This window comes from Candidatus Palauibacter sp. (genome assembly GCF_965208055.1).
Taxonomy (GTDB): domain Bacteria; phylum Gemmatimonadota; class Gemmatimonadetes; order Palauibacterales; family Palauibacteraceae; genus Palauibacter.
The window spans coordinates 1,385,014-1,402,617 of the sequence record NZ_CBDBNY010000004.1 but is presented as its reverse complement, the minus strand read 5'-3'; the positions used below and the strand labels follow the sequence as shown (position 1 = coordinate 1,402,617).

Here is a 17,604-nt window from a genome sequence, read left to right as displayed (position 1 = left end):
GACAGATGATCGATTTTCCGCGAAATCGCAGTGCCGGTTCGTCCGAGTTCGACTGGATTCAGATCAAGCTCGCCTCGCCCGAGGAAATCCGTTCGTGGAGTCACGGGGAGGTCACGAAACCGGAGACGATCAACTACCGGTCGTTCAAGCCGGAGCGCGATGGCCTCTTCTGCGAGCGCATCTTCGGGCCGGTCAAGGACTGGGAGTGCCACTGCGGGAAGTTCAAGCGGATCCGGTACCGCGGCCACATATGTGACAAGTGCGGAGTCGAGGTCACGCTCTCCAAGGTTCGCCGCGAGCGGATGGGGCACATCGAACTCGCGGTGCCCGTGGCTCATATCTGGTTCTTCAAGACCCTTCCTTCCCAGATGGGCTACCTGCTCGGAATGAAGCTGCGGGATCTCGAGAAGGTCATCTACTACGCGGCGCATGTCGTCACCGAGCCCGGCCGGCAGGATGTCGAGTTCAAGCAGGTTCTGGAAGAGGATGAATACTGGGAGCTGACGGACAAGGCGCGCGAGGAGGGAGATACCGAGTTCCGCGCCGAAATCGGGGCGGAAGGAGTCCGGACGCTGCTTGGACAACTGGACGTCGACGAACTCGCCGAGCAGCTGCGCTACGAGGTCGTTCACGAGACCTCGAAGCACCGGAAGAAGAAGAAGCTCAAGCGGCTCAAGGTGATCGACGCGATCCGCAACAGCGACGACGAAGTCTCGAAGCGTAACAGCCCCGAGCACATGATCATGGATGTGATTCCGGTGATTCCGCCGGATCTGCGTCCCCTCGTCCCGCTGGACGGTGGACGGTTCGCGACATCGGACCTCAACGACCTCTACCGCCGCGTGATCAATCGGAACAACCGGCTCAAGAAGCTGCTGGAAATGCGCGCCCCGGAGGTGATCCTCCGCAACGAGAAGCGCATGCTCCAGGAGGCGGTGGACGCGCTGTTCGACAACGGGCGGCGCGGCAAGGCGATTCGCGGACGGGGCAAGCGGCCGCTCAAGTCGCTGTCGGACATGCTCAAGGGCAAGCAGGGCCGGTTCCGGCAGAATCTGCTCGGAAAGCGCGTCGACTACTCCGGCCGGTCGGTCATCGTCGTGGGTCCGGAACTCCGGCTGCACCAATGCGGGCTGCCGAAGAAGATGGCGGTCGAGCTGTTCAAGCCGTTCATCATCCACGAACTCGAGCGGCGGCTGCACGCGGAGACCGTGAAGCGCGCCAAGAAGCTCGTCGAACTCGACGACCCGACCGTCTACGAGGTCCTCGAGGACATCATCAAGGACCACCCGGTGCTCCTGAACCGGGCCCCGACGCTTCACCGGCTGGGGATCCAGGCCTTCGAGCCGGTGCTCGTGGAGGGGAAGGCCATCCGCATTCACCCGCTCGTGTGCGCGGCGTTCAACGCGGACTTCGACGGCGACCAGATGGCGGTGCACGTTCCGTTGTCGTTCGAGTCGCAGCTCGAGGCGCGGATCCTCATGCTGTCGAGCAACAACATCCTGAAACCCGCGAACGGCCGGCCGATCGCGTCGCCGTCCCAGGACATGGTCCTCGGATGCTACTACATGACGAAGGTTCGGCCGGACTTCGACGAACACGCGTCGGGATCGGACCTCCCTCACTTCGCGAGCGCGGACCAGGTTGAAATGGCGCTCGAAGCGGGATATCTGCGCTCGCAGGCGGGGACGCCGGACCACCACCTGCCGATTCGGCTGCTCATCGACGAGGAGGCCGACGACGGCCAGGTCGAGCGGAAGTGGATCGTGACCAGCGTCGGACGCGCCCTCTTCAACGCGATCCTGCCCTCGCGGGTGCCGTACGTGAACGAGACGCTGGGCAAGGGTGCCTTGGGGGACCTCGTTTTCCGGTCGTTCCGGCTCGCCGGACTCGAGGACACCACGGCGTTCCTCGACGAACTCAAGGACTTCGGGTTCCGCAACGCGACGAAGGCCGGCATTTCCATCGGACTCGATGACATGGAAATCCCGGTCGAGAAGCAGGAGATCCTCGGCGAGGCCCAGGAGGACGTGAACCGGTTCACGAAGGCGTACCACCGCGGCGTAATCTCCTTCGGGGAACGGTACAACAAGGTGATCGATGCCTGGACCCACGCGAACAACGATGTCGCCGACGCGATGGTCCGCGGACTCCAGCAATCGAGACACGGCTTCAATCCGATCTTCATGATGTTCGATTCGGGCGCCCGCGGTTCTCGCGACCAGATCCGGCAGCTCGCGGGGATGCGGGGTCTGATGGCCAAGCCCCAGAAGAAGTTGACCGGTGGCATCGGGGAAATCATCGAGAGCCCGATCCGCTCCAACTTCAGGGAGGGCCTCAGCGTGCTCGAGTACTTCATCTCGACGCACGGCGCGCGGAAGGGGCTCGCCGATACGGCCCTCAAGACGGCGGACGCCGGCTACCTCACGCGCCGGCTCGTCGATGTGGCGCAGGATGTCACGATCATCGAGGAGGACTGCAACACCATCCTCGGGCTCGATGTCACGGCGCTCAAGGAGGGCGAGGACATCATCGAGCCGCTGTCGGATCGCGTCGCCGGCAACATCGCGGCGGAAGCCGTGATCGATCCCATCGACGACGACGTCATCGTCGAGGCCGGGGGAATGATCACGGAGGCGAGGGCGCGGGCCATCGATGAGAGCGGTGTCCAGCAGGTCCGCATCCGCTCGGTGCTCACGTGCGAGTCCCGGCGCGGAATCTGTCAGCAGTGCTACGGCCGCAATCTCGCGACGATGGAACTCGTCGATCTGGGTGAGGCAGCGGGCATTCTCGCCGCGCAGTCGATCGGTGAGCCGGGCACGCAGCTCACGCTCCGAACCTTCCATATCGGCGGGACGGCGGCACGCATCGCGGCGCAGACGCAAAGGCGCTCCAAGCTGGAAGGCCGGATCGCTTTCGAGCGCGTGACGACCGTCACGAGTCCGTCGGACGACACGATCGTTACCAGCCGTGAGGGCGAACTCCTCATGAAGACGCCGGACGACCGCATCCTGTCGCGGCTCGCCATTCCCTACGGGGCGACGCTCTTCGTGGAGGACGACACCGACGTGGGGCATGGGGATCTGCTCTTCGGATGGGACCCGTACTCCGAACCGATCGTTGCGGACAAGAAGGGGCAGATCCGGTTCACGGACATCGTACCGGAAGAGACGGTGCGCGAGGAGCTGGACGAGGCGACCGGACGGCGTCAGCAGGTCATCATCGACGACCGCGAGAAGAAGCTCCATCCCGTGATCAACATCGTGACCGGGAAGGGCGCCAAGCTGCGCGAGTTCATCGTACCGGTCGGCACGCAGCTGCTCGTGCAGGACGGACAGGCGGTCAACGCGGGAGAGACGCTCGCCAAGATCAGCCGCGAGGCCTACAAGACCCGCGACATCACGGGTGGATTGCCCCGGGTTGCCGAGCTGTTCGAGGCGCGGAGGCCGAAGGATCCCGCGACGATTACCGAAGTCGATGGTCGCGTCTCGTTCGGCGGGATCAAGCGCGGGAAGCGCGAGATCATCGTGACCATGGACGACGGCGAGGAGATGGTGTACCAGATCCCCGTCGGCAAGCACCTTCGCGTGCACGAGGGAGATCTCGTGCGTGCGGGGGACCGGCTCTCCGAGGGTCCGGTGAATCCGCACGACATCCTGCGGGTCCGGGGACCCCGGGCGGTGCAGGAGTACCTGCTCAACGAGATCCAGGAGGTCTACCGCCTGCAGGGCGTGCGGATCAACGACAAGCATATTGCGGTGATCGTGCGTCAGATGCTGCAGAAGGTCCGCATCACGGATCCGGGCGGCACGGAATTTCTCGAAGGCGAGCATGTGGATCGGATGGAGTTCCGCGATGCGACGCGCGAGGTTCTCGAGGGTGGAGGCAAGCCACCGCGGGCGGAGCCGATCCTGCTCGGGATCACGAAGTCGAGCCTCACCACGGAATCCTTCATCAGCGCGGCCTCCTTCCAGGAGACGACGCGCGTGCTGACCGACGCCGCCGTGCGCGGGGCGAAGGACCGCCTCAGAGGGCTCAAGGAGAACATCATCATCGGGCACCTGGTCCCGGCGGGTACGGGGACGCACCGATTCTCCGATATCGAATTCCTCGTGGACGACGCGCTGAAGGCGCAGATCGACTCCATGCGCCGCAGGGTCGTGCCCGAGGAGATGCCCAGGAGTCTCTTCTCGGACCTCCGAGATCAGGCCGAGGAAGACGAGGCCGCCGTGGCGGAGGAGGGCGCGGTCATGACGACCTGACGTCCATCCGACACCGAAGCAGGGGGTGCGTTTACGGGATCTCCGCGCCCCCTCTCCGCGACGGAAGTTTCTTGACACGGAGAGGCCTCAAGACTACTCTCTCTCGTCTGTCGACCGACCGGTCGGCAGTCGCCGCGGGGGCGGTTCGGATCCGTCCCCGATTTTTTTACCCCCAACGGCCGGGCCCCGAGTTCGGTGATCGGCGCACCGGTGCGGCCGAAGGGAGCGATGGAGCGGGAATGCCGACCATCAATCAACTGGTTCGCAAGGGCCGCAGGAAGGTCCGGAAGAAGAGCAAGGCGCCGGCGCTGGAGGGGAACCCCCAGAAGCGCGGCGTGTGCACGCGCGTCTACACCACGACGCCGAAGAAGCCGAATTCGGCTCTGCGGAAGGTCGCCCGCGTGCGACTCACGAACGGATACGAAGTCACCGCGTACATCGGAGGCGAAGGCCACAACCTCCAGGAGCACAGCATCGTCCTGATCCGGGGCGGACGAGTGAAGGATCTGCCGGGTGTGCGGTACCACATCATCCGCGGGACCCTTGACGCGTCGGGCGTGGACGACAGGAACCAGGGCCGGTCGAAGTACGGTTCGAAGAAGAGAAAATAGCTCGGGATCCTTCGGAAATTCGAGCGGGCCGGACACCGTTGGGCCCGGCCTCGGAGTCCGCGGCCGGGCTTTATTGCGAAGTCTCCGGATGAACCCGGAGCCGGATATGGCGAAACGAGATGCCACGACGAAACCGTGCCGAACAGCGTGAGGTGATTCCGGATTCCCGATACGGGAGCACGGAGGTCACGAAATTCATCAACATGCTGATGCTGGACGGAAAGAAATCCCTCGCCGAGCGGACCTTCTACGAAGCGATGCAGAGCATCGAGATGAAGACGGGACAGCCGGCGATGAACGTATTCCGGCAGGCACTGCAGAATGCGAAGCCCATCCTCGAGGTCCGCAGTCGGCGCGTGGGTGGCGCGACGTACCAGGTGCCGATGGAAGTGTCGTACCGACGGCGCGATTCACTCGCCCGCCGATGGCTCGTGCAGCACTCGCGATCCCGCTCGGGCAAGACGATGGCGCAGCGGCTCGCCGGTGAACTGCTCGACGCCGCCCGCGGCGATGGCGGGGCGGTGAGGAAGAAGGAGGATGTGCACCGGATGGCGGACGCGAACAAGGCGTTTGCGCACTACCGCTGGTAGTGAGTCCGTCCGGCACCCGAGGTTCGACAGATAGAGACCAATAGATCGACTCATGGAGAGAAGAACGCCGCTCGAGCGGCTTCGGAATATCGGCATCATGGCGCACATCGATGCCGGAAAGACGACGACGACCGAACGGGTGCTGTTCTACACCGGCCGGACGCATCGCCTGGGCGAAGTGCATCATGGCGACGCGACGATGGACTGGATGGAACAGGAGCAGGAACGCGGCATCACGATTACGTCGGCCGCCACCACCTGTAACTGGACTCACGACGGCGAACCCTACCGCATCAATATCATCGACACGCCGGGGCATGTCGATTTCACGGTGGAGGTGGAGCGCAGCCTCCGCGTGCTCGACGGCGCGGTGGCTCTTTTCTGCGCCGTCGGCGGCGTGGAGCCGCAGTCCGAGACCGTGTGGCGGCAGGCCGACAAGTACGGGGTCCCGCGCATCGCGTTCGTCAACAAGATGGATCGCGTCGGCGCCGACTTCATGAATGTCGTCCGGATGATGCGCGACCGCCTGGGGGCGAACGCGCATCCGCTTCAGATTCCCCTCGGCGAGGGTGAACTCTATACGGGCATGGTCGACCTCATTCGTGAGATCAAGGTCGTCTACGACGATGAATCCCTGGGTGCGCGCTGGACCGAAGGCCCCGTGCCGGACGCCCTGGCGGACCAGGTGGCGGAACTGCGGAGCGCCCTCATCGAGGCCGTGGTCGAGTACGACGAACCCATGCTCGAGAAGTACCTCGAAGGGGACGAGCTCACCGAGGATGAGATCCGCGGCGCGGTGCGGAAGGCGACGCTGGCCAACGGGATCACGCCGATCCTGTGTGGCTCGGCCTTCAAGAACAAAGGCGTACAGCGCCTGCTCGACGCCGTGATCGACTTCCTCCCCTCCCCCCTCGATGTCCCTCCCGTCACTGGCCACCTTCCGCAGCGGGATGAGACGGAGGTCGAGCGTGCGGCCGACGAGGAGGCCCCTTTCGCGGCGCTCGCGTTCAAGATCGCGACCGATCCGTATGTGGGACGCCTGACCTACTTCAGGGTTTATTCCGGCACGGCGAAGGCCGGTTCGAAGGCTCTGAATTCGTCCAGGGCGCGGAAGGAACGCTTCGGGCGGCTGCTCCAGATGCACGCGAACAAGCGCGAGGAGCGCGATGAAGTATTCGCGGGCGACATTGCGGCCGCGATCGGACTCAAGCATACGAGGACGGGAGATACGCTCTCGTCGGCGACCGATCCGATCGTGCTCGAGTCGATGAGTTTTCCCGAACCCGTGATCCGGGTGGCGATCGAGCCCCGGACGAAAGCGGATCAGGAGAAGCTGTCGGGGGCTCTCGCGAAGCTGGCCGAGGAAGACCCGACGTTCCGCGTCTACACCGATGAGGAGACGGGGCAGACGATCATCAGCGGGATGGGCGAACTCCATCTCGAGATCATCGTCGACCGGCTGCAGCGCGAGTTCAAGGTCAATGCGAACGTGGGCCGTCCGCAGGTGGCCTATCGCGAGACGATCCGCAAAGCCGTCCGCAAGGTGGAAGGCCGCTTCGTGCGGCAGTCCGGTGGCCGCGGGCAATTCGGACACGTGATCATCAACCTCGAGCCCACGGATCCCGGCGGCGGCTTCATCTTCGACTCCGAGATCCGGGGCGGAAACGTGCCCCGCGAGTACGTGCTCTCGGTGGAACAGGGGATTCGCGAGGCGCTGGATTCGGGGATCGTCGCCGGCTACCCGATCATCGACATCAAGGCCACGCTGATCGACGGCTCGTACCATGACGTCGATTCCAGCGAGATGGCCTTCAAGATCGCCGGCTCCATCGCGCTCAAGGAAGGTGCGCGCAGGGCGCAACCCGTCCTGCTCGAACCGGTCATGAACGTGGAAGTCGTTACGCCCGACGATTATCTCGGGGACGTGATGGGAGACCTCTCCAGTCGGCGGGGCAAGATCGGCGGCATGACGCAGCGTTCGTCGGCCCAGGTCGTCGGCGCGTCCGTGCCGCTGTCGGAGATGTTCGGCTACGCGACGACCCTGCGCTCGATCAGCCAGGGTCGGGCGGTCTACACCATGCAGTTTTCGCACTACGAGGAAGTTCCGGGTTCCAAGACGGCGGAGATTGTCTCCGCCAACGGTTCGTAGGCGGCGAAGCGGCCGTCCGCCAACAGACGCAGACGAGACACAGGAGAACGAGGGGCGATGGCGAAGGAAAAGTTCGAGCGAACGAAGCCTCACGTGAACGTGGGAACGATCGGTCACGTGGACCACGGGAAGACGACGCTGACGGCGGCGATCACGCAGGTACAGGCTCAGAAGGGATACGGGGAGTACGTGGCGTTCGATCAGATCGACAAGGCTCCGGAGGAGCGGGAGCGGGGGATCACGATCGCGACGGCGCATGTGGAATACGAGTCGGAGGGACGCCACTACGCGCACGTGGACTGCCCGGGGCACGCGGACTACGTGAAGAACATGATCACGGGCGCGGCTCAGATGGACGGAGCGATCGTGGTGGTGTCGGCGGCGGACGGTCCGATGCCTCAGACGCGGGAGCACATTTTGTTGGCGCGTCAGGTGAACGTGCCGTACATCGTGGTGTTTTTGAACAAGGTGGACCAGGTCGACGACGAGGAGTTGCTGGACCTGGTGGAGTTGGAGGTACGGGAGTTGCTGAGCGAGTACGAGTTTCCGGGCGATGATGTGCCGGTGGTGCGGGGCTCGGCGCTGCAGGCGTTGGAGAGCGGGGATCCGTCGGCGTCGGAGACGGCGTGCATCGGGGAGTTGATGGAGGCGTTGGACAGCTACATTCCGGTTCCGGAGCGAGCGACGGACAAGCCGTTTTTGATGCCGGTGGAGGACGTGTTCACGATCACGGGTCGCGGGACGGTGGTGACGGGCCGGATCGAGCGCGGAGTGGTGAAGACGGGCGAGGGCGTGGAGTTGGTGGGCCTGGGCTCGGAGAAGAAGACGGTGGTGACGGGGGTGGAGATGTTCCGGAAGATCCTGGACGAGGGCCAGGCCGGGGACAACGCGGGGCTTCTGCTGCGCGGCGTGGCGAAGACGGAGGTGGAGCGCGGGATGGTGGTGGCGCACCCCCGGTCGATCACGCCTCACCGGAAGTTTTCGGCGGAGGTGTACGTGCTGACGAAGAACGAGGGCGGACGTCATACGCCGTTTTTCAACGGATACCGTCCGCAGTTCTACTTCCGGACGACGGACGTGACGGGCTCGGCGGAGCTTCCCGAGGGTGTGGAGATGGTGATGCCGGGAGACAATGTGAATATGGCGGTGGAGTTGATCGCGCCGATCGCGATGGAGGAGAACCTCCGGTTCGCGATCCGCGAGGGAGGCCGGACGGTGGGCGCCGGGGTCGTCACCGCCATCCACGACTAGCGGACACCCCCGGAAAACGAGACGGCGCACACATATGGCGCAGAAGATTCGGATTCGGCTGAAAGCATTCGATCCAGCGGTGATCGACCAGACGGCGTCGGACATCGTTCGGACCGCGCAGAAGACCGGTGCGTCCGTCAGCGGGCCGATCCCGCTTCCGACGCGCCGTCAATTGTTCACGGTCCTGCGGAGTCCTCACGTGGACAAGAAATCGCGGGAACAGTTCGAACTGAAGACGCACAAGCGGCTCATCGATATCCATGACTCCCGTCCGCAGACGATCGACGCGCTGACGAAGCTGGATCTCGCGGCCGGCGTCGATGTGGAAATCAAAGTCGAGTAGCGAGATGCCCGGGTTGATCGGCCGAAAAATCGGCATGACGCAGATCTTCGACGACGACGGGAAGGCCGTCGGTGTCACCGTTCTGGAAGTCGGACCCTGTCCGGTAGTCCAGATCAAGACCACCGAGCAGGACGGCTATGATGCCGTGCAGCTGGGCTTCGGTCGCGTGAAGGAGAGCCGCGTGCGGAAGCCGGCCGCGGGCCACGCCGCGCGCGCCGGCCTCGACTACGTACCGCGCGTCCTCGCGGAGTTCGACTTCGAGGGCGAGAAGCTCGAACTGGGTCAGGAACTCACGGTCGGCATGTTCGACGTCGGTTCGCGGGTGAACGTGACCGGAACGACCAAGGGTCGCGGGTTCCAGGGCGTCGTGAAGCGGCACGGCTTCGCCGGTGGTCGCGGCTCCCACGGTGGAACGTCCATTCTCCGATCCCCCGGCTCGATCGGCGCCGGTACGGATCCGTCCCGCGTCATCAAGGGGCGGAAGATGGCAGGCCGCATGGGCGGGACGCAGCGCATGGCGATGAGCCGGAAGATCATCCGGGTCGACGCCGAAAGGAACCTGCTGATCGTTCAAGGTTCCATCCCGGGAGCGCGAAACAACCTCGTCATGGTGAGGTCGGGTCGATGAACGTCGCGACGTACAGCTCCGACGGCACCGCAGGGGCCGAACGGGCCCTGCCCGAGACCCCGTTCGATGGCATGGTCAATGAAGACGTGCTCCATCAGGTCGTCACCGCCGTGTTGGCGAACCGTCGACAGGGGACCGCGTCGACGAAGACCCGCTCGACCGTTCGCGGCGGATCGCGGAAGCCGTGGCGGCAGAAGGGGACGGGACGCGCCCGGGCCGGCTCGATCCGTTCGGCGCTGTGGCGCGGCGGCTCGGTCGTCTTCGGCCCGCAGCCGCGCTCCTATCGGGTGCGGGTACCGAAGCGGATCCGTCGGCTGGCGATCCGCTCCGCACTCAATACGAGAGCCATGCACGGCGACCTCGCGCTCATCGAGCCTCTGGGTTTCGATCCGCCGAAGACCCGGCGCATCGCGGCTCTGCTGGCCAGCCTTGGCCGCGAGTCCGAGAACGTCCTTCTCCTGACGGTAGGTCACAAACCCGATGTCCATCTGTCGGCCAGGAACCTGCCCGGGGTGCGCGTGCTCCCATGGGGAGAGGCGTCGGCGTATGACATCCTCTGGTCCGACCTCGTACTCGTCGAGTCGTCGGTCTTCGACGCGGCGGACGATGCCGTCGACGATACCGCCGGGGAAGGTGAAGCATGAGGCGCTCGCCGAACGAGATCATCCTGCGTCCGCTCTTCACGGAAAAGACGTCGACCAGCCTGCAATCCGAGGGGACCGACGGGGTGGGACGGCGTCTCCAGGCGCGTATCGACCGCGGCGAGGTGGAACCGCGTCCCAAGTACACCTTCGAGGTGGCGCCGGACGCGAACAAGATCGAAATCCGCCGTGCCTTCGAGGCGATCTTCGAGGGAAGGCGAGTCACCTCCGTGCGCACGATGAACGTGCGGGGGAAGAAGAAGCGCATGGGGCGCACGATGGGGCGTCGGCCGCACTGGAAGAAGGCGATCATCGAGGTCGCCGACGGTCCCGTCGATGTGTTGGAGGGAGCCTGATCGATGCCGATTCGCAAATTCAAGCCGGTGACGGCCGCCTCCCGATACCGCAGCGTATCGACGTTCGAGGAAATCACCCGCAGCGAGCCGGAGAGGTCGCTGACGGAGGGTCTGCCGAAGAAGTCCGGCCGCAACCATCACGGACACATCACGAGCCGGAGGCGCGGGGGCGGCCACAAGCGGCGTTACCGCCGGATCGACTTCAAGCGCAGGAAGGACGGCGTGCCCGGCGTCATCGCGGAGATCGAGTACGATCCGAATCGCTCGGCCCGCATCGCGCTCATCCACTACGCGGATGGGGAAAAGCGCTACATCCTCCACCCGCGAGGTCTCGGTGTCGGTGACACCATCCTCTCGGGATCGGGGATCGACCCGAACGTGGGGAACTGCCTGCCGCTGCGCGAGGTCCCGCTCGGGACGGTCGTCCACGGCGTGGAACTCGCGCCCGGCAAGGGCGCGCAGCTTGCCCGCTCGGCCGGCGCGTCCGTCCAGGTCGTCGCGAAAGAGCGGGGAACGGTCACGTTGCGGCTCCCCAGCACCGAGATGCGCATGGTGCCGGAATCGTGCCGGGCCACGGTCGGACAGGTCGGCAACGTCGACCACGAACTCATTCGAGCCGGGAAGGCGGGCCGCTCGAGGTGGAAGGGCCGTCGGCCCAAGGTGCGCGGCGTGGCGATGAACCCCGTGGATCATCCCCTCGGGGGCGGGGAGGGGCGCAGTTCCGGCGGTCGTCCACCCGTCTCGCCGTGGGGCAAGCCGGAGGGTCGCAAGACGAGGAAGAAGCACAAGCCGAGCGACAAGTTGATCGTGCGCGGCCGCAAGCGCGGCAAAGCCACGAAGTAGGAGCGAGAGATCCGATGCCGAGAAGCGTGAAAAAGGGACCGTACATCGATGAGAAGCTGCTGATGAAGGTGCAGCGGATGAACGATTCCGGAGACAAGTCGGTCATCAAGACGTGGGCCCGGGCTTCGACCATCAGTCCGGATTTCGTCGGACACACGCTCGCGGTGCACAACGGCAACAAGTTCATCCCGGTCTACGTGACGGAGAACATGGTGGGGCACAAACTCGGAGAGTTCGCGACGACGCGAACCTTCCGCGGGCACGCCGGTTCCGCGCGAGACCGGAGGGGCAGAGTCTGATGCAGGCGACAGCCAGGGCGAAGAACCTCGGGATGTCCGCGCGAAAGATGCGTCTGGTCATCGACCAGATTCGCGGGCGCGACGTCAACGAGGCCTACGCCATCCTGCAATTCTCGAAGAAGAAGGCGGCGCACTCGATCGGAAAAGTGCTCCGTTCGGCCGTCGCCAACGCCGTATATAGAGCGGACGAGGGCGGCGAAACGCTGGACGTGGACGAACTCTATGTGCGCGAGGCGTACGTGGATGAAGGCAGGACGCTTCGGCGCTGGCGCGCGCGCGCCTACGGAAGGGCGACCCCCCGGCTCAAGCGGAGCAGCCATGTGACGGTCGTCGTGGACACGAGAGAATAATGGGCCAGAAGACACACCCGTACGGATTCAGACTCGGCGCGGTCAAGCCGTGGCGGTCGCGCTGGTACGCACAGGGCAAGGAGTTCCCGAAGCTCCTCGCCGAAGACGAGAAGCTGCGGAAGTACCTGCAAGCGCGGCTCGGACACGCGGCGATCGCCCAGGTGGAGATCGAGCGCAAGCCGTCCAAGATCGTTGTTACGATCCACACCGGCCGCCCCGGCGTCGTCATCGGCAAGCGGGGGGCCGAGGTCGACAAGCTGCGTGACGAACTCGCTCTGCTGACGGATGCGGAAGTTTCCGTCAACGTCGAGGAGATCCGCCGGCCGGAGACGCAGGCTCAGCTCGTGGCGGACAACGTGGCCCATCAGTTGACGCAGCGGATCAGCTTCCGGCGCGCGATGAAGCGGGCCGTGCAGGCGGCGATGCGAGCCGGCGCCGGCGGCATCCGCATTCAGTGCGGCGGGCGGCTCGGCGGGGCCGAGATTGCGCGCTCGGAGGGCTATCACGAAGGGCGCGTGCCGCTGCACACGCTGCGAGCGGACATCGATTACGCGGAGCGACAGGCCCGGACGACTTTCGGAACGATCGGCGTGAAGGTGTGGATCTTTCACGGCGAGATCGTGGAAGACCGCCGTGGTCAGACGTACACGGCAGGCGGGCGCCGCCGCCGTACGGGCCGCGGGCGAGGATAGAGACACATGCTGCAGCCGAAGAGGATCAAGTACCGGAAACAGCAGAAGGGGCGCTTGCGCGGCGCCGCGCATCGCGGGAACAAGGTTTCGTTCGGCGACTACGCGCTTCAGGCCGTGGAGCCGGGCTGGATCACGAACCGTCAGATCGAAGCCGCTCGAGTCGCGATGACGCGGCACATCAAGCGCGGCGGAAAAGTCTGGATCCGCATCTTTCCGGACAAGCCGCTCACGCAGAAGCCCGCGGAGACCCGGATGGGGAAGGGTAAGGGGAACCCCGAGTACTGGGTCGCGCCGGTGAAGCCGGGTCGGGTGATGTTCGAACTCGAGGGGGTCGACATCGAACTCGCGCGGCGGGCGATGCAGTTGGCTTCGGCGAAGCTTCCGGTCAAGACACGCTTTCTGGAGCGGGAGGACTAGGTGTTGCTCGACGCCATGGAGATCCGCGAACTCACCGACGAGGAACTCGTCGAGGAACTCACCCGCGCGAAGGACGAAATCGCTCGTCTGCGCTACAGGGCCGCGTTCGAGGAACTTGAGAACCCGTCGCTCCTGAGGACGTTGCGTCGCGAGATTGCGCGACTGAAGACCGTGCAGGTCGAGCGAGCGCGTAGCGAGGAGAATCAGGTTGGCTGACCAATCGACGACGAAGGGCCGGCGCAAGGTCCGGCTCGGGACGGTCGTGAGCGACCGCATGGAAAAGACCGTCGTGGTGTCCGTCGAGCGGCGGCTCGCGCACCCGCTGTACGGCAAGCAGGTGAGCCGAGGCAAACGGTACCAGGCACACGACGAAGAGAACGAATACCGGGTGGGTGACGTGGTGCGGATCGAGGAGACCCGTCCGCTCTCCAGGCTCAAGCGCTGGCGCGTGCTCGAGCTGGTCCAGCGTCCGGAGTAACGGGGACACGACGAGATGATTCAGCAGGAATCGATGGTCCGCATCGCGGACAATTCCGGTGCCCGCCGGGCTCTCTGCATTCGAGTCCTCGGCGGATCGCGTCGCCGGTACGCCCGCGTGGGCGACGTGATCGTCGCGACGATCAAGGACGCGACCCCGCACGGGAACGTGAAGAAGGGCGAGGTCGTCCGCGCGGTCGTCGTGCGGACGGCCAAGGAGAGCCGGCGGCGCGACGGTAGCTACATCCGCTTCGATGAGAATGCGGCGGTGATCATCAACGATGCGGGAGAGCCGACCGCGACACGTATCTTCGGGCCGGTGGCACGTGAACTTCGCGAAAAGAGGTTCATGAAGATCGTGTCGCTTGCCCCCGAAGTGATTTAGCCGCGGGGCCGCCAGGTGTCGCACGAGGAACTGAACCGAAGATGACACGGAAGAAACTGAACATGAGAGCCGGGGACACGGTCCGGGTGATCGCGGGCAACTATGCCGGCGCCCAGGGCCAGGTCCTGCGGACGATCCCTTCGCGGGGACTCGTCGTGGTGCAGGACGTGAACATGCGCAAGCATCACAAGCGTCCCGTGGCTAACGCGAAGGGCGGGATCACCGAAGGCGGCATCGTCACCTACGAAGAGCCGATCAGCGCTTCGAACGTGATGCTCGTGTGTCCCCAGTGCGACGAGCCGGCGCGGGTGCGCCGCCAGCGCGATGCGGACGGCACGATCGAGCGGATCTGCAGGCGTTGTGACAACCCCATCCCGACGGCGGGCTAGCAGGCAAAGATGAGTTCGGAAAACGGAAAGCCGCGGCTGCGGCAATACTACGAGGACACGGTCCGGGCGAAGCTTGCCGATGCTTTCGGCTTCGAGAACCCGCACCAGATCCCCAGGCTCGAGAAGATCGTGATCAACGCGGGACTCGGCGAAGGGAAGGACAATCCCAGGCTGATCGAGTCCGCCTCGAACGAGATCGCCGTGATCAGTGGTCAGCGACCCGTCGTTACGCGGGCGCGGAACTCGATCTCGAACTTCGGCCTGCGAGAAGGCATGCCGATCGGGACGATGGTGACGCTTCGCAATGCCCGCATGTACGAGTTCCTCGACCGGTTCATCAGTACGGCCGTGCCTCGTATCAGGGACTTCAGAGGGTTCCGGAGCCGGGCGTTCGATGGACGCGGCAACTACACGGTCGGGATCCGGGAGCAGATGGTCTTCGCAGAAGTCGATTACGACGAGATCGTCAAGATCCACGGTCTCAACATTACGTTCGTCACGACGACCAACCGGGACGATGAGGCGCTCGTCCTGCTTCGCGAGATGGGGATGCCGTTTCGCGATGAGGTCCCGGTCGTCATCTAGCGGGAAAGGGCTGAATGGCAAAGACGGCACTAGTCGAGAAGGCGAACCGGAAGCCGAAGTTCAGTTCGCGCACGGTACGACGCTGCAATCGCTGCGGCCGGCCCCGCGCCTACATGAGGAAGTTCGGTCTATGCCGGATCTGCTTCCGCGAGCAGGCGCTCCGCGGAGAGATCCCGGGCGTTCGGAAAGCGAGTTGGTGAGATGAGCATGACCGATCCGATCGCGGACATGCTGACGCGCATCCGCAACGCCGGCCGGGCCGGACACCGGCGCGTCGACATCCCGCTCTCGAAGATAAAGATCGAGGTCGCCAGGATCCTGGCGGAGAACCACTTCGTTCGCGGCTACAAGGTGCTGGACGACAACCGGCACGGCCGCCTGCGCGTGTATCTCAAGTACACGTCGGACGACCGGCCCGTGATTCGGCTGCTCGAACGCGTGTCGAAACCCGGCCTCAGAAAATATGTCGACGCGAACTCGATACCCAAGGTTCGTGCCGGGATGGGGATCGCGATCATGTCGACATCGAACGGATTGATGACGGACCGTGACGCCCGTCGGCAGCACGTCGGCGGGGAAATCGTCGCGAGAATCTACTAGCGGAGCTAGCTGCCGGGAGTCGGTTGCCGGCGGTTGCTTCCGCGAGGGAGTAGACAGCGTGTCGAGAATCGGAAAGCTGCCCATCCCCGTGCCGGACGGCGTCGAGGTGAGGATCGATGGCGCGCACGTGAAGGTGAGGGGCCCGCGGGGTGCGCTCGAGCGATCGTTCGACTCCGATATGGAGATCACGCAGTCCGACGGTGTGGTGTCCGTGAAGCGCCCCTCGGATGAGGCGCGGCACCGGGCTCTGCATGGGCTCACGCGATCCCTGATCGCCAACATGGTCACGGGCGTGTCGCAGGGGTACGAGAAGCGCCTGGAGATCCACGGCGTCGGCTACCGGGCGGAACAGAAGGGCGTCGTCGTCGTGTTCAGCGTCGGATACAGCCATACGGTCACCGTTGAACCGCCCGAGGGCATCGCGTTGAGCGTCGAGACGCCGACGCTGATCAAGGTGGCGGGGAACGACAAGGAGAAGGTCGGGCAGATGGCGGCGGAGATCCGCGCGATCCGTCCGCCCGAACCGTACAAGGGGAAGGGCATTCGCTACGTGGGCGAGTATGTGCGCCGCAAGGCCGGCAAGGCCACGGCCACAGCCTGATCTGCGACCAAACCAGAGGGAAGACGATGGACATCAGGGGTCGGACAAAACAGAGGCATCGACTGCGGACGCGTCGACACGCCCGGATCAAGAAGAAGATCCGGGGAACGGCCGGACGGCCGCGCCTCGTCGTGTTCCGAAGCCTGCGGCATCTCGAGGGCCAACTGGTGGACGACGATCGTGGCGTTACGCTGCTCGGCGTCTCGACGCTGGCCGGCCCGGACGGCGACGCGGGAGAGCGCTCCGGCAAGGTCGCCGACGCGTATCTTGCAGGCAGGACACTTGCGGAAAAGGCCGTCGCGGCCGATGTGGGCGAGATCGTGTTCGACCGCGGCGGGTATCCCTACCACGGCCGCGTTCAGGCGTTTGCCGAAGGCGCCCGCGACGGCGGTCTCCGCTTCTAACGAGAGGGCTTCATGGCAAGAGGGGGAAGAAAACGGCGCGACGACGGTGACAACTTCAAGGAGAATGTCATCTTCATCAATCGCGTCTCGAAGGTCGTAAAAGGCGGCCGCCGCTTTTCGTTCACCGCGCTCGTTGCGGTCGGTGACGGGCAGGGCCGTGTGGGTATGGCCCTCGGCAAGGCGAACGAAGTCGCCGAAGCGATACGCAAGGGATTCGAGCAGGCGCGTCAGGCCATGGTCGTCGTGCCGATCGTGAACGGGACCATCCCCCACGAGATTCTCGGGCGCCATGGCGCGGGCAGGGTCCTGCTCAAGCCTGCCGGTCCGGGAACCGGCGTGATCGCCGGCGGTCCGGTTCGCGCGGTACTCGAGTGCGCCGGCGTGCAGGACATCCTCACGAAGAGCCTCGGCACCAACAATCCTCTCAACATCGTTCGTGCGACGATGAGCGGACTGCAGGATCTGGTCACGCCGGAGCAGGTTGCGGCCGAACGCGGAGTGGATGTTGCCACGATCCGGGAGGCCATGCGTGGGTGAGCGGTTAAGGATTCGTCAGGTGAAAAGCGGGCTCGGGGCGCAGCGCAAGCAGCGGGACACGCTGCGTGCTCTCGGCCTCAAGCACCACCAGGACCAGGTGGTGCAGCCGGACAATCGCGCGATCCGCGGGATGATCCACGCGGTGGCGCATCTCGTCGAAGTCGAGGAGGTCGGACAAGATGGCTGAACGCGAGCGG

The 17,604-nt window shown here is 64.9% G+C and carries 25 protein-coding genes; all 25 read left to right on the top strand.

Annotation, left to right across the window (positions count from 1 at the left end; translation table 11 throughout):
* Positions 1–5 precede the first annotated feature (5 nt).
* Positions 6–4,259: a DNA-directed RNA polymerase subunit beta' gene (rpoC, locus tag ACOGXI_RS06410; protein WP_419938047.1), complete on the top strand. Its 4,254-nt coding sequence runs from the start codon at positions 6–8 to the stop codon at positions 4,257–4,259.
* 239 nt (positions 4,260–4,498) lie between these two features.
* On the top strand, positions 4,499–4,870 hold the full coding sequence (gene rpsL / locus ACOGXI_RS06405) for a 30S ribosomal protein S12 (protein ID WP_310779551.1): 372 nt from the start codon (positions 4,499–4,501) through the stop codon (positions 4,868–4,870).
* Positions 4,871–4,989: 119 nt separating this feature from the next.
* Positions 4,990–5,460 (top strand): 30S ribosomal protein S7, encoded by a 471-nt coding sequence (rpsG, locus tag ACOGXI_RS06400; RefSeq protein WP_419938046.1) that lies wholly within the window; start codon positions 4,990–4,992, stop codon positions 5,458–5,460.
* A 52-nt stretch (positions 5,461–5,512) separates the two neighbouring features.
* On the top strand, positions 5,513–7,609 hold the full coding sequence (gene fusA, locus ACOGXI_RS06395; protein ID WP_419938045.1) for an elongation factor G: 2,097 nt from the start codon (positions 5,513–5,515) through the stop codon (positions 7,607–7,609).
* A gap of 57 nt (positions 7,610–7,666) precedes the next feature.
* Positions 7,667–8,860, top strand: a complete 1,194-nt coding sequence (gene tuf, locus ACOGXI_RS06390) for an elongation factor Tu (protein ID WP_419938044.1) — start codon at positions 7,667–7,669, stop codon at positions 8,858–8,860.
* Between the two features lie 34 nt (positions 8,861–8,894).
* The gene (gene rpsJ / locus ACOGXI_RS06385) at positions 8,895–9,203 is read left to right on the top strand and encodes a 30S ribosomal protein S10 (RefSeq protein WP_419938043.1); all 309 of its coding nucleotides are present in this window, start codon (positions 8,895–8,897) and stop codon (positions 9,201–9,203) included.
* Between the two features lie 4 nt (positions 9,204–9,207).
* Positions 9,208–9,831, top strand: coding sequence for a 50S ribosomal protein L3 (rplC, locus tag ACOGXI_RS06380; RefSeq protein WP_419938042.1), 624 nt, complete (start codon positions 9,208–9,210; stop codon positions 9,829–9,831).
* Complete coding sequence (gene rplD / locus ACOGXI_RS06375; RefSeq protein WP_419938041.1) at positions 9,828–10,475, top strand: 50S ribosomal protein L4; 648 nt, start codon at positions 9,828–9,830, stop codon at positions 10,473–10,475. Before rplC ends, rplD begins: the two co-directional genes overlap by 4 nt.
* Complete coding sequence (rplW, locus tag ACOGXI_RS06370; protein ID WP_419938040.1) at positions 10,472–10,828, top strand: 50S ribosomal protein L23; 357 nt, start codon at positions 10,472–10,474, stop codon at positions 10,826–10,828. Before rplD ends, rplW begins: the two co-directional genes overlap by 4 nt.
* A gap of 3 nt (positions 10,829–10,831) precedes the next feature.
* Positions 10,832–11,671, top strand: coding sequence for a 50S ribosomal protein L2 (gene rplB, locus ACOGXI_RS06365; RefSeq protein WP_419938039.1), 840 nt, complete (start codon positions 10,832–10,834; stop codon positions 11,669–11,671).
* Between the two features lie 14 nt (positions 11,672–11,685).
* Positions 11,686–11,970 carry a 30S ribosomal protein S19 gene (gene rpsS / locus ACOGXI_RS06360; RefSeq protein ID WP_419163609.1) on the top strand — a complete coding sequence of 95 codons (285 nt, stop codon included), beginning with the start codon at positions 11,686–11,688 and terminating at the stop codon, positions 11,968–11,970.
* The gene (gene rplV, locus ACOGXI_RS06355) at positions 11,970–12,320 is read left to right on the top strand and encodes a 50S ribosomal protein L22 (RefSeq protein ID WP_419938038.1); all 351 of its coding nucleotides are present in this window, start codon (positions 11,970–11,972) and stop codon (positions 12,318–12,320) included. The genes rpsS and rplV overlap by 1 nt, the downstream gene beginning before the upstream one ends.
* Positions 12,320–13,012: a 30S ribosomal protein S3 gene (rpsC, locus tag ACOGXI_RS06350; RefSeq protein ID WP_419938037.1), complete on the top strand. Its 693-nt coding sequence runs from the start codon at positions 12,320–12,322 to the stop codon at positions 13,010–13,012. Before rplV ends, rpsC begins: the two co-directional genes overlap by 1 nt.
* A 6-nt stretch (positions 13,013–13,018) precedes the next feature.
* Positions 13,019–13,429 carry a 50S ribosomal protein L16 gene (gene rplP, locus ACOGXI_RS06345; protein ID WP_419938036.1) on the top strand — a complete coding sequence of 137 codons (411 nt, stop codon included), beginning with the start codon at positions 13,019–13,021 and terminating at the stop codon, positions 13,427–13,429.
* The gene (gene rpmC / locus ACOGXI_RS06340; RefSeq protein ID WP_419938035.1) at positions 13,430–13,645 is read left to right on the top strand and encodes a 50S ribosomal protein L29; all 216 of its coding nucleotides are present in this window, start codon (positions 13,430–13,432) and stop codon (positions 13,643–13,645) included.
* The gene (gene rpsQ, locus ACOGXI_RS06335) at positions 13,638–13,907 is read left to right on the top strand and encodes a 30S ribosomal protein S17 (protein WP_419938034.1); all 270 of its coding nucleotides are present in this window, start codon (positions 13,638–13,640) and stop codon (positions 13,905–13,907) included. Before rpmC ends, rpsQ begins: the two co-directional genes overlap by 8 nt.
* A 15-nt stretch (positions 13,908–13,922) precedes the next feature.
* On the top strand, positions 13,923–14,291 hold the full coding sequence (rplN, locus tag ACOGXI_RS06330; RefSeq protein WP_419938033.1) for a 50S ribosomal protein L14: 369 nt from the start codon (positions 13,923–13,925) through the stop codon (positions 14,289–14,291).
* 41 nt (positions 14,292–14,332) lie between these two features.
* A complete protein-coding gene (rplX, locus tag ACOGXI_RS06325) occupies positions 14,333–14,680 on the top strand; it encodes a 50S ribosomal protein L24 (protein WP_419938032.1) in 348 nt (115 codons plus the stop codon).
* Positions 14,681–14,689: 9 nt separating this feature from the next.
* Positions 14,690–15,265, top strand: coding sequence for a 50S ribosomal protein L5 (rplE, locus tag ACOGXI_RS06320; protein ID WP_419938031.1), 576 nt, complete (start codon positions 14,690–14,692; stop codon positions 15,263–15,265).
* Between the two features lie 14 nt (positions 15,266–15,279).
* A complete protein-coding gene (locus tag ACOGXI_RS06315) occupies positions 15,280–15,465 on the top strand; it encodes a type Z 30S ribosomal protein S14 (protein WP_310756586.1) in 186 nt (61 codons plus the stop codon).
* 1 nt (position 15,466) lies between these two features.
* Positions 15,467–15,865, top strand: a complete 399-nt coding sequence (gene rpsH, locus ACOGXI_RS06310) for a 30S ribosomal protein S8 (protein WP_419938030.1) — start codon at positions 15,467–15,469, stop codon at positions 15,863–15,865.
* A 58-nt stretch (positions 15,866–15,923) separates the two neighbouring features.
* A complete protein-coding gene (gene rplF / locus ACOGXI_RS06305) occupies positions 15,924–16,466 on the top strand; it encodes a 50S ribosomal protein L6 (protein ID WP_419938029.1) in 543 nt (180 codons plus the stop codon).
* A 26-nt stretch (positions 16,467–16,492) separates the two neighbouring features.
* Complete coding sequence (rplR, locus tag ACOGXI_RS06300; RefSeq protein ID WP_419938028.1) at positions 16,493–16,870, top strand: 50S ribosomal protein L18; 378 nt, start codon at positions 16,493–16,495, stop codon at positions 16,868–16,870.
* Positions 16,871–16,882: 12 nt separating this feature from the next.
* Entirely contained in the window at positions 16,883–17,407 is a 525-nt protein-coding gene (gene rpsE / locus ACOGXI_RS06295; RefSeq protein WP_419938027.1) for a 30S ribosomal protein S5, read from the top strand.
* Positions 17,373–17,594: a 50S ribosomal protein L30 gene (gene rpmD / locus ACOGXI_RS06290; RefSeq protein WP_419938026.1), complete on the top strand. Its 222-nt coding sequence runs from the start codon at positions 17,373–17,375 to the stop codon at positions 17,592–17,594. The genes rpsE and rpmD overlap by 35 nt, the downstream gene beginning before the upstream one ends.
* Positions 17,595–17,604 lie beyond the last annotated feature (10 nt).